We start from the raw sequence: 14,425 nt of genomic DNA on the forward strand, positions 1-14,425 counted from the left end.
CATCGAAGGCGCGGATCTCGACGCTGCCTTCCGCGATCCTGGCCACGAACCCGAATTGCGAGGGATCTGACGTGAAATCCACCCTGACACCGACCGGCACGCGGGAGTTCATCCGCGCGATCAGCTGTGCCGCGACACCGGTGACCATCGTGACCACTCACACCGGCGACACCCGCTGGGGACAGACCGTGTCCGCGGTCAGCCGGGTCTCCGACGAGCCGGCCGTTCTCGGTGTGTGCATCAACCGGCGCAGTCCGATCAACGCGGCCATCCGTACCAGTGGAGCGTTCAACGTCTCCCTGCTCGGCCCCGAACACCACGGTGCGGCAGATGCTTTCGCCGGCCGCCGGCGCGACGGGCGGCTGCCGTTCACCTTCGCCGACAGCGAATGGGCCGACGGGGTGAACGGGCTCCCGGTCTACATCGACAGCGTGGCGGCCTTCGAATGCGCCTTGCACAGCGTCACCGACGTCGGCTCCCACCATCTCTACCTCGGCGAGGTGCGGCACGTCGYGCACACCGATGCCGAACCGCTGCTGCATCTGCGCGGCGCGTACCGCACGCTCTCTGCCCACACCACGGAAGGACACCACGCATGATCAGGACCGGCGACGAATACCGCGAAGCCATCAACACCGGACGCGAGATCTACATCGACGGTGAGCAGGTGCACGATGTCACCAAGCACCCGATGTTCGCCCCGATCGTGGACATCAGGGCCCGGATCTACGATCTGGCGCACGAGGCCGCCAGCCAGGACGTGATGAGCTACGTCGACGAGGACGGCGAGCGCAACTCGATCGCGAACAAGATGCCGCTGACACAACAGGACTGGCACGACAAGCGCGCGGCGATCGACCTCGTCCTGGACGAGGCGCGCGGTGTGGTCACCCGCGTCGGCGACGAGACCGTCGGCGAGATGTGGGCCCTCTACGACGGCCAGGACGTGCTCAACGAGGTCGACCCCCGGTTCGCCGAGAACATCCGGCGGCACGTGAAGAAGGCCGCCACCGGGGACCCGTTCCACATTTCGGCCAACACCGACCCGAAGGGCGACCGTTCCAAGCGCCCCCAGGATCAGGACCCGGACATGCTGCTGCACGTGGTCAAGGAGACCGACGACGGGATCATCGTGCGCGGCGCGAAATACGAGACCGCGGCGCCGTACGCGACCCAGGCCTACACCAAACCCACGATCGCCAACTGGGGTGACGCCAAGCTCTCCGATTACGCCGTGGGGTTCATCGCCGACCTCAACGCGCCCAACCTGAAGTTCATCTGCCGCACCGGTTTCGCCGGCCGCCGCGATGCCGCGGACTACCCGTTGTCCAACCGGGTGGACGAGGTCGAATCGCTGGTCATCTTCGACAATGTGCTGATCCCCTGGGACGACATCCTGTTCTACCGGCACACCCGGGCCGCCACCTTCGTGCGCAGCTGCCTGCACCGCTACAGCGCACTGCCCTACGTGCACCGGTCGATCCGGTACGCCGACCTGATGATCGGTGCCGCGCTGTTCAACGTCCGGCAGACCGGTCTGGACAGCAATCCCGCGGTGCAGGAGAAGCTGGCCATGCTGGCCTGCTACCGCGAGGGCATCGACGCGCACCTGACCGCGGCGATCGCCACCGCCGAGACCAGCCCCGGTGGCCTGCTGATGCCCAACCAGTCGCTGCTCATGGCCGGCCGGGTGTGGGCGCAGACCCAGCTGCCGCAGATGATGCACTGGGCCCGCGAACTGTGCGGCGGACAGATCTGCATCACCCCGGACTCGGCCACCTTCGGCGTCCCCGGGGCATCGGAGTGGCTGGAGAAGTACTACTCGATCACCGATGAATGGCAGGCCGACGACCGGCGCAAGCTGTTGGCCTTCGCGCGCGATCTGCTCAACAGCGACTACGCCGGGCACCGGCTCACATTCCAGTTGTTCGCCCAGGCTCCGCCGTTCGCGCACTATGCGGCGGTCTACCGCAACTTCGATTTCGACGGTCCGCTCGGAATGGTCAAGGCCGCCGCCGAACTGTCCGACCGGGTGAACGGCGGCATACCCGCGTGACCCATCAGCGCATCCGCCCGTTCAACACCCGCGACACCTACCCGGAACAGAATCTGGACAACGACCTGTGCCAGGCCGTGGTCGCCGGGGACACCGTCTATGTCCGCGGACAGATCGGACAGGACCTCGACACCTCCGAGAACGTCGGCGTCGGGGATGTCGGCGCGCAGACCGAGCAGGCCATGACCAATATCGCCACCCTGCTCGCCGAGGCCGAGGCCACCCTCGACGATATCGTCAAAGTAACTGTCTACCTTGTGGATCCGCGCTACCGCGAGAGCGTGTACCGGGTGATCGGCCGCTGGCTCAAGGGGGTCCACCCGGTGTCGACCGGCTTGGTGGTCAGCGCACTGGCCCGACCGGAGTGGCTCGTCGAGGTGGACGTCATCGCGGTCAGGCAGCGGGCGTCGTGACGTTCTCTCTTGCCGCGCTCGACCGCGACACCGGGGCATTCGGCATGATCATCGCGTCCTCGTCGCCGGCGGTGGCCTCGCGCTGCCTGAACATCCGGCCCGGACTCGGCGCGGCGGCCAGCCAGAACGTCACCGATCCGCGACTGGGCGGGCGGTTACTGGACCGGCTGGCAGCCGGCGACGACGCCCGGACCGCGCTGGACACCGTCGTCGACAGCCACGAACTGCGTGACTATCGGCAGCTCACCGTGCTGGACAGCCAGGGCCGGTCCGCGGCGTTCAGCGGGGCCGGCGCACTCGGCACCCACCACCACACAGCCGGCGACGGTGTGGTGGCCGCGGGCAACATGCTCGCCGGTCCGGCGACCATCACCGAGCTGATCCGCGGCTACGAACATTCCGCCGCACCACAATTCGAACGCCGCCTGCTCGACGGGCTGGCCGCCGCACTGGCGGCCGGCGGCGAGGAGGGTCCGATCCACGCGGCCGGCCTGCTGGTCTACCGGGAGGTCGACTGGCCCGAGACCACGCTGCGGGTGGACTGGGCCGAGGACCCCTACCCCCGGCTGGCCGAGTTGTGGACGGTGTGGGAACCGCAGCGTGACGACTATGTCCGCCGGGCCCTGGACCCGTCGGCCGCCCCGAGCTTCGGGGTGCCGGGTGACCTCTAAAGCCCTCGCCGCCGAGCACCTGGCCCGCAACTGGGACCTGGTGCGCGACGTGAGCACCCGGCTGCACGCCGATCCCGAACCGGCGTGGCAGGAGTTCCGCGCCCACCGGATGCTGACCACACTGCTGACCGAGCGCGGGTTCGGCGTCGACCCGCGGGCCGGCGGACTGGACACTGCATTCCACGCCCGGGCCGGCAGCGGACCGCTGCACATCGCGTTCATCGGCGAATACGACGCGCTGCCGGGCCTCGGGCACGCCTGCGGACACAACCTGATCGCGGCCTCCGCGATCGGGGCCGCCCTGATGGTGCGCGCCGCCGACACCGCACAGGCGATCACCGTGCACGTCATCGGCACCCCGGCCGAGGAGGGCGGCGGCGGCAAGATCGCCATGCTGGACGCCGGCGAGTTCGACGGTCTGGACGCGGCCCTGATGATGCATCCCGGCCCGGTCGACGCCCCCCGCGCTGAACCGCTCGCCGTCGCGCACTGGCGGGTCCGCTACCGCGGTGTGAGCGCGCACGCGGGCGCCTATCCGCATCTCGGGGTGAACGCCGCCGACGCGTTCACCGTGGCGCAGGTGGCGATCGGATTGCTGCGCCAGCAGTTGCCCCCGACCACCCGGGTGCACGGGGTGGTCACCGATGCGGGGTCGGCGCCCAACGCGATCCCGGATTCGGCGACCGGCCGCTGGTATGTGCGGGCCCGCACCCTCGCCGACCTGGCCGGCATCGAACGCCGGATCCGCAACTGTTTCGAAGCGGGTGCGCTGGGCACCGGCTGCGAGCTCGACATCGAACTCGAATCCCCGCCGTATGCGGAGTTCCGCACCGATGACGAGATCCTGGACATGTTCATCGCCAACGCCGCCGACCTGGGCCGGGACATGACCGCCGAGCCCGCCGAGGGGACCGCGGCCATGCGCACGGCCTCAACCGACATGGGCAACGTGTCCCAGGTGGTGCCCGCGATCCACCCCTATCTGGGCATCGGATCATTGCCCGCGGTGAACCATCAGCGGGCTTTCGCCGATGCCGCGGTGGGTCCGGCGGCCGAGGTGGCGCTGCGTGATGGCGCCACTGCGCTGGCGTGGACGGCGCTGGATCTGGCCGACCGGTAGAATCAGCAGCGCATCGCCCTTGCGCGGGAGAGTTCCGTGACGGCCAGTCACGGGCGCCGAAGGAGCAATACCTCTCCGTCAACCTCTCAGGCACCCAGGACCGCGGACGGCCACGATGCCTCTGGAAAGCGGTGCCTCGTGCACCCGCCCATGGGGAAAGGCCGGACCCGATTCGATCGATCCGGCTGAATCTCTCAGGCGCCCCGACAGAGGGAGAGGGACTGGCTGTCCGCGCCCTCGAACAGGGGAGATCACGTGTCTGTTGACCATTCCGGCTTCGCTACCCGCCACATCGGGCCCGATGCCGATGCCATCGCGACCATGCTCGACGTCATCGGCGTCGGTTCACTCGACGAGCTGGCCGACAAGGCACTGCCGGCCGGCATCCTCGACGCGGTCGGCGCCGACGGCCTGGCGCCTGGCCTGGAACACCTACCGCCGGCGGCCACCGAGGAGGAGGCACTCGCCGAGCTGCGCGTACTGGCCGACTCCAACACCGTGGCCGTGTCGATGATCGGCCAGGGGTACTTCGACACCCTGACCCCGCCGGTGCTCAAGCGCAACATCCTGGAGAACCCGGCCTGGTACACCGCCTACACGCCGTACCAGCCCGAGATCAGCCAGGGCCGGCTGGAGGCGCTGCTCAACTTCCAGACCATGGTCAGCGACCTGACCGGGCTGGACGTGGCCAACGCCTCGATGCTCGATGAGGGCACCGCCGCTGCCGAGGCCATGACGCTGATGCACCGCGCCGTCAAGGGCCCCTCGAACCGGCTGGCCGTCGACGCCGACGTGTACGCCCAGACCGCGGCGGTGATCGCCACCCGCGCCGAACCGCTCGGCATCGAGATCGTCACTGCCGACCTGCGCGACGGCCTGCCCGAGGGTGATTTCTTCGGGGTGATCGTGCAGCTGCCCGGCGCCAGCGGACGCGTCGACGACTGGAGCGCCCTGGTGGAGCAGGCCCATGAGCGCGGCGCACTCGTCGCGGTCGGTGCCGACCTGCTGGCGACCACCCTGATCACCCCGCCCGGCGATTTCGGTGCCGACGTCGCCTTCGGCACCACCCAACGCTTCGGTGTGCCCATGGGCTTCGGCGGTCCGCACGCCGGCTACCTGGCCGTGCACACCAAGCACGCCCGTCAGCTCCCGGGCCGCCTGGTCGGTGTCTCACTGGACGCCGACGGCACCTCGGCCTACCGGCTGAGCCTGCAGACCCGCGAGCAGCACATCCGCCGCGACAAGGCGACCAGCAACATCTGCACCGCACAGGTGCTGCTGGCCGTGATCGCGGCCATGTACGCCAGCTACCACGGCGGCGCCGGACTGACCCAGATCGCCCGCCGGGTGCACGGACATGCAGCGAAGATCGCTGCGGCCCTGGGTGATTCGCTGGTGCACGACACCTTCTTCGACACCGTGCTGGCGAACGTGCCCGGCCGGGCCGACGAGGTCGTCGCCGCGGCCAAGGCCGCGAATATCAACCTGTGGCGCGTCGATGCCGATCACGTGTCGGTGGCCTGCGATGAGGCCACCACCGACGCGCATGTCGCCGCCGTGCTGGAGGCGTTCGCGGTGGCGCCCGGGCAGCGCGCGGTGGCCGATATCGCAACCCGGACATCGGAATTCCTGACCCACCCGGCTTTCCACCTGTACCGCACCGAGACCTCGATGATGCGCTACCTGCGGGCGTTGGCGGACAAGGACATTGCGCTGGACCGCAGCATGATCCCGCTGGGCTCGTGCACGATGAAGCTCAATGCGGCCGCCGAGATGGAGCCGATCACCTGGCCGGAGTTCGCCAAGCAGCATCCGTTCGCACCGGCGTCGGACAACCCGGGCCTGCGCCGGCTGATCGCCGACCTGCAGGACTGGCTGACCGGCATCACCGGCTACGACGAGATCTCGTTGCAGCCCAACGCCGGATCGCAGGGGGAGTACGCCGGCCTGCTGGCCATCCAGGCCTACCACCGCGACAACGGTCAGACCGACCGCGACATCTGCCTCATCCCGTCCAGCGCGCACGGCACCAACGCCGCCTCGGCCGCGCTGGTGGGGATGCGCGTGGTCGTCGTCTCCTGCCGGGCCAACGGCGATGTGGATCTGGATGACCTGCGCGCCAAGGTCGTTCAGCACGCGGACCGGCTGGCCGCGCTGATGATCACCTACCCGTCCACCCACGGGGTGTACGAACACGACGTCGCCGACATCTGTGCGGCCGTGCACGACGCCGGCGGTCAGGTCTACGTCGACGGCGCCAACCTCAACGCGCTGGTCGGGCTGGCCCGCCCCGGTCGTTTCGGCGGCGATGTCAGCCACCTGAACCTGCACAAGACGTTCTGCATCCCGCACGGCGGCGGTGGCCCCGGCGTGGGGCCGGTCGCGGTGCGCAGCCACCTGGCGCCGTACCTGCCAGGGCATCCGCTGGCCGACGAACTCGGCGACAGCTACACGGTGTCGGCGGCCCCGTACGGATCGGCCTCCATCCTCCCGATCACCTGGACCTACATCCGGATGATGGGTGGGGTGGGGCTGCGGGCCGCCTCGTTGACAGCGATCGCGTCGGCCAACTACGTGGCCCGCCGCCTCGACGAGTACTTCCCGGTGCTCTACACCGGCGAGAACGGCATGGTCGCCCACGAGTGCATCCTGGATCTCAACGGCATCACCAAGGCCACCGGCGTCACCGTCGACGATGTGGCGAAGCGGTTGGCGGACTTCGGTTTCCACGCACCGACGATGAGCTTCCCGGTGGCCGGCACGCTGATGGTGGAGCCCACCGAGAGCGAGAGCCTGGCCGAGGTCGACGCGTTCTGTGAGGCGATGATCGCCATCAAGGCCGAAATCGACAAGGTCGGTTCGGGGGAGTGGCCGGTGGACGACAACCCGCTGCGCGGCGCCCCGCACACCGCGGACTCGCTGCTGGTCGAAAAGTGGGAGCACCCGTACACCCGGGAGCAGGCCGCCTACCCGTTGGGCAAGGGCTTCCGTCCGAAGGTGTGGCCGCCGGTCCGCCGGATCGACGCCGCCTACGGCGACCGCAACCTGGTCTGCTCGTGCCCGCCGGTGGAGGCCTTCGCCTGAGCGGCGTCGAACTGCTGCCGGGCCGCCGCGATATCGGTCTGGTGGCGTTCGGTCCACAGAACCAGTGACTGGACGGTCTCGTGCAGGGTGCGCCCGAGATCGGTGAGTTCGTAGTCGACCCGGGGCGGGACGACGGGATGCACGGTGCGGCGCACCAGCCCGTCGCGTTCGAGCTGGCGCAAGGTGACGGTCAGCATCCGCTGGCTGACACCGTCGATCATGCGTTTGAGCTCGGTGAACCGCATGGAGCCGTCATCGAGCAGAGCGATGATCAGCAGCGACCATTTGTCCGCGATCCGGTCCAGGATCTGGCGCACCTCACAGTCCTCGCGGCGATCCCACTGAAAGGCGTCCGGGCAGCAGTCGGTTACCTCAGGGGTACTGGCTGACTTCAAAGTGCCTTCTTCCGCCATACCGCCATGGTGCCTGATGATGTGGTCAGTTACCAATAGGAACCTAAGGTTGGGGTAGATGGACACAGTTGCGGCACGTCCCACCGGTACGCCTTCGCGGGCGCGCTCGGCACTGCTCCTGATGGCGCTCTGCGGGGCCGCCTTCCTGGAGGGCATCGACATCGCGATGTTCAACATCGCACTGCCGGTGATCCGGGAGGCACTCGCGCTGCCGACCGTCCAACTCCAATGGATCGTCAGCGGATACGTCATCGGCTACGGCGGTTTCATGCTGCTCGGCGGGCGCACCGCCGATGTCTACGGGCGGCGGCGGGTGTTTCTGATCGCCCTGGTGGTCTTCATCGGTGTCTCGGCACTGGGCGGTATCGCACCCAGTGGGGCGATGATCATCGCGGTCCGCGTCATCACGGGCATCGCCGCGGCGTTCCTGATGCCGGCCGGGCTCGCGATCATCACCACCAGCTTTCCCGAAGGCCCGCAACGGGATCGCGCGGTGCTCATCTACGCCGGCATCGGCGCCGCCGGCTTCTCGCTCGGGCTGGTCGCCGGTGGTGTGCTGACCGCCTTCGGCTGGCGCTGGGTCTTCTTCGCCCCCGTCGTCCTCGCGCTGGCCGTGCTGGCGCTGGGTTTCCCGCTGATCCCGCGTGATACCGCCACGCGCCCCGATTCCCCGTCGCTTCGCTCGCCCCGGGCGAACAGGTCGCTGGACCTGCCCGGCGCGATCCTGATCACCGGCGCGGTGGTCCTGACCGTCACCGCGATCGAGAATGCCGCGCACGCTTCCATTTTCGCCTCGACAGCCACCGGGGCTGTCGCGGTCATCCTGTTCGCGGCATTCATCGTCCGCCAGCGCACCGCCGCCGACCCGCTCGTGCCGCCCGGCCTGCTGCGCAACGGCAGCCTGGTGAACGCCTACATCGGCGCCGGTTGCCTGGCCGGTGGATTCATGGGATTCCAGTTCATCGTGGTGCTCTATCTGCAGGAACTGCGCGGCTGGTCGGCGCTGACCACGGCGCTGGCGCTGCTGGTGGTGRCGATCGACGCCGTGCTGGCCCCCACCCTGACCCCGATCCTGGTCCGCCGGTTCGGGCTGTGGCGCGTCATCGCGGCCGGGATGGCGTTCTCGGCACTGTCCTTCGCGCTGTTCACCGGTGTCGAGGAGGACTGGGTGTATCTGAGCATGCTGCCCAGCTTCCTGGCGCTCGGGATCGCGTTCACCCTGGCCTACGGCCCGCTGACCATCGCCGCCACCGATGGCGTCGAGGAGTCATCGCAGGGCCTGACCGGGGGGTTGCTCTACACCACGTTCCAATTCGGTGCGGCGATCGGACTCGCCGTGACCACCGCCGTGCAGGTCGCCGTCCTGGCGTCCGGCGCCGATCTGCTCGACTCGTACCGCGCGGCGCTGCTGGTGCCGCTGGCCGTCGGACTCATCGGTATCGCGGTGACCCTGCCGCGGGCGCTGCGGGCTCCGCGGGTGTGCACCGTCGCAGCGGGGTAGCTTGGGCAGCATGGACCGGCTGTGGCACAGCGTTTTCCGTCGTCCGACCGGTGTGCCCGTGCTGCGGTTCGATCCCGCTCGGCAACGGTGGGCCGGCGCAGATGACACCGGCGGGCATCGCGACGTGGAACAGCTGACCGTCACCACCTACAACATCTGGTTCAACGACACCCACGCCGAGCAGCGCTACCGCACGATCGCCGACGTGCTGTCCCGAGAATCCCCTGACATCATGGCTTTTCAGGAGGTCACACCCGCCGCCCTGGCCGTCTTCCTGGAACAGCCCTGGATCCGGGAGCACTATCGGAGCGCCGCGGCGGTCGGGGGCCGCCGGGGCAACTACGGCATGCTGCTGCTGTCCCGCCTCCCCGTCGACAGCGTCACCTACACCCGGCTGCCGACCAGGCTGTCCCGCGGATACCTGACCGCACAGCTCACCCTCAACGGTGAACGGTTGGCCGTGGTCGACGTCCACCTCGAAAGCGGAAAGGCCTCCGCCGCCATGCGCGCCCGCCAACTCGGGCACATCGACGAATCCCAGTGCGACGCCGCCGACGTGGTGATGATGGGTGACTTCAATCTCCGCGACGCCGAGGACGCCGCCATCGGCCCGGACTACCGGGATGCCTGGCCGGTGCTGCGCCCGGCGCAACCCGGCTACACCGAGGACACCACGATCAACCACATGCGGTTCGACATGAAGGACAAGCACCGCCACGTCCGATTCGACCGGGTGCTCGTCAAGGGTGACCGCTGGACCCCCGAATCGATCGAACTACTGGGCCGCGAGCCGATTTCGGCCGCACTGCCGCGGGTGTTCCCGTCCGACCACTTCGGGGTGCGCTGCGTGCTGCGCCGGCGCTGAAGCGGGGCGCTCAGCCCAGGAAAGCGGCCACCGCGTCGGCCAGGCCGGGGTCGGTGGAACTGGGCACGTTGCGGTACTCGCCGCCACTGACCCGCGCCACCTCTTCCCACGTCGCGCGGTCCGGATCGTCACCGAGATTGATGACGTTCACCGCGACCGGCCGATCCGTGTCCACCGCGCCCTGGATGTAGGAGATCAATCCCGGGCCGTCCAGACTGCGGTCGGTGTGCGGGCCCGACGTGATCACCAGCACCGAATTCGGTTCACCGGCGCGGAAGTTTGCCAGCGCATCGGCGTAGATCAGGCGCAGCGTGGTGAAGGACACCGCGCCGCCACCGGAGCTCACCTGGGACTGCAGATTCGAGGACAACGCCGCCGAACGGGGCCCGCCGCCGACATCGTCGCCGAGCGGTCCGGTGGTGGTCACCGACCGGCCCGCCACACCGTCGAAGGTCCACAGACCCACCGACGAGGTCGGTGACAGCACCTGCAGCCGGTCATTCAGTGCAGTGCTCACATTGGTCAGCCGGCTGCGCCCGCCCTCGTCGACCGGCATCGACTGATCGAGCATCACGGTGACGGTGCCGCTCTGGGCGGGGGCCGTCATGCGGGTGGCCAGCGTGGAGCGGGACTCGGCGTCACCGAAGGACAACGGCTCCGAGAGCGCCGGGAAGTCGGTGACCGGACTGGCCGGCGGTGCCACCCCTTCGACCCGGAACCCGGCCTTGGCGAGTTCGGCGAGCTGCTCGGGTTTGCGCATGAAGCGATCGAACTCGCTTGCTGCGGCGAGCTGTTCCTTGGACAACCAGTCGCCGCTGAGCAGGACCGCGGGGAAGTCGGCGACGGCGGCCGGACCCGACGGGATCCAGGCACCGAGCTTGCTGTCGGCATCAGCCAGGTTCGCGCCGCGCTCGAACAGTTTCTGTTCGGTGGTGACGACGCCGTGCACGGGTGCGGTCGCCGGGTCGGCGGCGTTGACGAGGGCGTCCAGCGCGGTCGAGGCCGCGGCGTCGGCCAGCTCGGGCTGCCCGGCGAGCAGGCGTTGCGCGGCGCCGGCACCCGCGCTGCCCGGGGAACCGGCAGGTGCGGAGGCGGCGGCCACCGCTTCGGCGGCCAGGTAGGCGGCGTCACTGTTGCCGGTGAGCGGCAGGGACAGTTTCAGGCCGCCCCAGCCCGGCAGGTTGAGCCCGTCCAGCCCGGTCGGATTGCTCTGCAGTCCCGGCAGGCTCGACCAGCTCTGCTGGGCCAGCGCATCTTTGAGTTCGGGCCGGACGGCCAGCACGACGGGGGAGCTGACCAGGGGGCGGCTGTCGATGACGGTCTTGCCGCCGCTGGCCGTTTCCAGCCGTGCCTCGGAGATCGAGCTCGCCGGAATCCACAGCGCGGGGCGGTCACCGAGGTCACCGGGCCACGTCTCGGCGAAACCGTTGATCACCGCGCTGGAGTCCGCGGCCTTCACCGCGACCTGCACGCAGCGGTCACCCACCGGGTCGGCGGTCTCGCTGTACTGCTTGGCGAAGGTGCCGACCTGATCGGCGATGGCGGGGTCGGCGATGACCGCGACGGTCACCTCGCCCTCCACGCAGCGATCCGCCGAGGCCTGGCTGCGGTTGGACAGTGCGTCACCGAAGAAGCGCCACAGGATGACGGCGCCGACCACCACCACGACGGTGATGAGCGCGCCGATGACGACGGGGCTGACCTTGCGACGCCCCGTTTCCACCGCACGGTGACTGCCGGTCCACTCGCCGTCCTCGAAGGCCCGCTGGCGGCCGGTGACCGAGAACGCCTGGGTCGGCTGATCCTCGTCGGCGACGGCGGGGAAACCCCGTGGCGCCGGGTCGGGTTCGTCGTACCCGCCGTCGACCTCGTACTGGTAGTCGTCGGAACCGTACTCGTCAGACCCGTAGTCGTCGGGACCGTATTCGTCAGCGCCGTAACCGGAGTCACCGCGTCCCGCGTCAGTGTCCCCGGCGGGTTCCGACCCGTAACCGGCGTCCTGTCCGTTCCCGGTCCGGTCGTCGGCTTCGTCGGGGTCGGGAATGCTGTGCCTGCCCATCCCTACCCTCTTAACTCGTCGTGTCGAATGCCCCGCCGAAGTCTAGTCACTGGCTCGCGGCACGCGCCTTGAACTCGCGGCGACGGCGGTGCAGGATCGGCTCGGTGTAGCCGCTGGGCTGCTGGGCCCCGGACAGGATCAGTTCCTGAGCGGCCTGGAAGGCGATGCTGGCCTCGGGGTCGGTGGCCATCGGCAGGTAGTCGGGATCGCCGGCGTTCTGCTCATCGACGACGGCGGCCATCCGGCGCAGGCTGGCCTTGATGTCACCTTCGGTGATGACCCCGTGATGCAGCCAGTTGGCCAGCAACTGACTCGAGATGCGCAGCGTGGCACGGTCTTCCATCAGCGCGACATTGTGAATGTCGGGCACCTTGGAGCAACCGACACCGGCGTCGACCCAGCGCACCACGTAGCCCAGGATGGACTGGCAGTTGTTGTCGACCTCTTCGTGGATCTCGTCGGTCGACCAGGCCAGCTCACCGGCCAGCGGGATGGTCAGCAACTCGTCGATGGTGGCGCGCTTCTTGCCGGCGAGTTCCTTCTGCACCGCGGCCACGTCGACCTGGTGATAGTGCATGGCGTGCAGGGTGGCCGCCGTCGGGGACGGCACCCACGCGGTGGTGGCGCCGGCCTTGGGCTGGCCGATCTTCTGTTCGACCATGTCGGCCATCAGATCGGTCATGGCCCACATGCCCTTGCCGATCTGGGCGCGTCCGGACAGCCCGGTGGCCAAGCCGACGTCGACGTTGTTGTCCTCGTAGGCCTTGATCCACGGCTGGCTCTTCATGGCGCCCTTGCGGATCATCGGGCCGGCCTCCATCGAGGTGTGGATCTCATCGCCGGTGCGGTCCAGGAAGCCGGTGTTGATGAACACCACCCGGTCCGCGGCGGCCTTGATGCAGGCCTTGAGGTTCAGCGTGGTGCGGCGCTCCTCGTCCATGATGCCGACCTTGAGCGTGCCCTGGGGCAGGCCGAGGACGTCCTCGACGCGGCTGAACAGCTCGCAGGTGAACCCGACCTCGTCGGGTCCGTGCATCTTGGGCTTCACGATGTAGACCGAGCCGGTACGGCTGTTGGCGTACGGCCCGTTCTCGTCGGACTCCTTGAGTCCGTGGGTGGCGATCAGGCCGGTGAACAGCGCGTCCTGGATACCCTCGGGGATCTCGTTGCCGTCGGCATCCACGATTGCGTCGTTGGTCATCAGGTGCCCGACATTGCGGACGAACAGCAGGCTGCGTCCGGGCAGGGTGAGCTCGCCCTCGCCGTTCGGGGTGGTGAACACCCGGTCGGGGTTGAGCACCCGGGTGAACGACTTGCCGCCCTTGCTGACCTCTTCGGCGAGATCGCCGCGGTTCAGGCCCAGCCAGTTGCGGTAGCCGACGACCTTGTCCTCGGCGTCCACTGCGGCCACGGAATCCTCGAAGTCCATGATCGTGGTGATCGCGGACTCCAGCACGACATCCTTGATGCCGGCCTTGTCGGTCGAGCCGACCGGGGAGTCCGGGTCGATCAGGATCTCGATGTGCAGGCCGTTGTGCTCCAGCAGCACCGACCACGCCGGGGAACCGAGCTCACCGGTGTAGCCGACGAACGCGGACGGATCGGCGAGCTCGGGGGCCAGCACGCCGTCGGTGATCGTCACCTCGGTGATGTCGGCCCAGGAGCCGTCGGCCAGCGGGACGGCTTCGTCGAGGAAGGTGCGGGCGTACGCGATGACCTTGTCGCCGCGCACCCGGTTGTAGGACGAACCCTTCTCGGCGCCGCCCTCCTCGGAGATCACATCGGTGCCGTACAGCGCGTCATACAGCGAGCCCCAGCGGGCGTTGGCGGCATTCAGGGCGAAGCGGGCGTTGAGGATCGGCACCACCAGCTGCGGTCCTGCAGTGCTGGTGATCTCGGCGTCGACGCCGGAGGTGGTGACACTGAAGTCGGCGGGCTCGGGCGCCAGGTACCCGATGTCGGTGAGGAACTGCTTGTACTCCGCGGCGTCGAAACCGCCGATGACCCGGGCGCGGTGCCACTTGTCGATCTGGGCCTGCAGGTCATCGCGGCGCGCCAGCAGATCCTGATTCTGCGGGGTCAGGTCGGTCACGACCTTGTCCACACCCGCCCAGAAGGTATCGGGGTCCAGGCCGGTGCCGGGCAACGCTTCGGTCGTGATGAAGTCGTGCAGAACCTTGGCAACCCGCAGGTTTCCCACCGTCACGCGCTCGGTCATGTTTCCTCCTCAGCAGTCGGACTAG

General features: G+C 68.8%; 11 protein-coding genes and 2 riboswitches. Of the genes, 8 read left to right on the forward strand and 3 right to left on the reverse strand.

The window, feature by feature from the left end:
* Positions 1-71: 71 nt before the first annotated feature.
* The 6 genes from AC1DTF_RS17410 to gcvP all read left to right on the forward strand — a co-directional run bounded on the left by AC1DTF_RS17410 (position 72) and on the right by gcvP (position 7,344).
* Complete coding sequence (locus AC1DTF_RS17410) at positions 72-599, forward strand: flavin reductase family protein (protein ID WP_477474961.1); 528 nt, start codon at positions 72-74, stop codon at positions 597-599.
* Positions 596-2,056: a 4-hydroxyphenylacetate 3-hydroxylase family protein gene (locus tag AC1DTF_RS17415; protein WP_477474962.1), complete on the forward strand. Its 1,461-nt coding sequence runs from the start codon at positions 596-598 to the stop codon at positions 2,054-2,056. The genes AC1DTF_RS17410 and AC1DTF_RS17415 overlap by 4 nt, the downstream gene beginning before the upstream one ends.
* Positions 2,053-2,469: a RidA family protein gene (locus AC1DTF_RS17420; protein WP_057166065.1), complete on the forward strand. Its 417-nt coding sequence runs from the start codon at positions 2,053-2,055 to the stop codon at positions 2,467-2,469. Before AC1DTF_RS17415 ends, AC1DTF_RS17420 begins: the two co-directional genes overlap by 4 nt.
* A complete protein-coding gene (locus tag AC1DTF_RS17425; RefSeq protein WP_477474963.1) occupies positions 2,466-3,140 on the forward strand; it encodes a DUF1028 domain-containing protein in 675 nt (224 codons plus the stop codon). The genes AC1DTF_RS17420 and AC1DTF_RS17425 overlap by 4 nt, the downstream gene beginning before the upstream one ends.
* The gene (locus AC1DTF_RS17430) at positions 3,130-4,260 is read left to right on the forward strand and encodes a M20 family metallopeptidase (RefSeq protein WP_477474964.1); all 1,131 of its coding nucleotides are present in this window, start codon (positions 3,130-3,132) and stop codon (positions 4,258-4,260) included. Before AC1DTF_RS17425 ends, AC1DTF_RS17430 begins: the two co-directional genes overlap by 11 nt.
* A 14-nt stretch (positions 4,261-4,274) precedes the next feature.
* A riboswitch (glycine riboswitch) is annotated at positions 4,275-4,373 on the forward strand.
* Positions 4,374-4,480, forward strand: a riboswitch (glycine riboswitch).
* Between the two features lie 35 nt (positions 4,481-4,515).
* Positions 4,516-7,344, forward strand: coding sequence for an aminomethyl-transferring glycine dehydrogenase (gcvP, locus tag AC1DTF_RS17435; RefSeq protein WP_477474965.1), 2,829 nt, complete (start codon positions 4,516-4,518; stop codon positions 7,342-7,344).
* Here gcvP and AC1DTF_RS17440 read toward each other — a convergent pair.
* On the reverse strand, positions 7,290-7,757 hold the full coding sequence (locus tag AC1DTF_RS17440) for a winged helix-turn-helix transcriptional regulator (RefSeq protein WP_477474966.1): 468 nt from the start codon (positions 7,755-7,757) through the stop codon (positions 7,290-7,292). The two genes, gcvP and AC1DTF_RS17440, sit on opposite strands and share 55 nt — an antisense overlap.
* A 58-nt stretch (positions 7,758-7,815) precedes the next feature.
* Between AC1DTF_RS17440 and AC1DTF_RS17445 the strand changes: the two genes are divergently transcribed.
* Together AC1DTF_RS17445 and AC1DTF_RS17450 are read left to right on the forward strand one after the other, a co-directional pair.
* Entirely contained in the window at positions 7,816-9,258 is a 1,443-nt protein-coding gene (locus AC1DTF_RS17445) for an MFS transporter (RefSeq protein ID WP_477474967.1), read from the forward strand.
* A 10-nt stretch (positions 9,259-9,268) separates the two neighbouring features.
* Positions 9,269-10,123, forward strand: a complete 855-nt coding sequence (locus tag AC1DTF_RS17450) for an endonuclease/exonuclease/phosphatase family protein (RefSeq protein ID WP_477474968.1) — start codon at positions 9,269-9,271, stop codon at positions 10,121-10,123.
* Positions 10,124-10,133: 10 nt separating this feature from the next.
* On the opposite strand, the gene AC1DTF_RS17455 is transcribed toward AC1DTF_RS17450, so the two are convergent.
* Positions 10,134-12,182 carry a vWA domain-containing protein gene (locus AC1DTF_RS17455; RefSeq protein ID WP_477474969.1) on the reverse strand — a complete coding sequence of 683 codons (2,049 nt, stop codon included), beginning with the start codon at positions 12,180-12,182 and terminating at the stop codon, positions 10,134-10,136.
* A 46-nt stretch (positions 12,183-12,228) separates the two neighbouring features.
* Positions 12,229-14,400, reverse strand: coding sequence for a malate synthase G (locus AC1DTF_RS17460; RefSeq protein ID WP_057166059.1), 2,172 nt, complete (start codon positions 14,398-14,400; stop codon positions 12,229-12,231).
* Positions 14,401-14,425 lie beyond the last annotated feature (25 nt).

Source organism: Mycobacterium sp. P4_H6 (assembly GCF_056400845.1).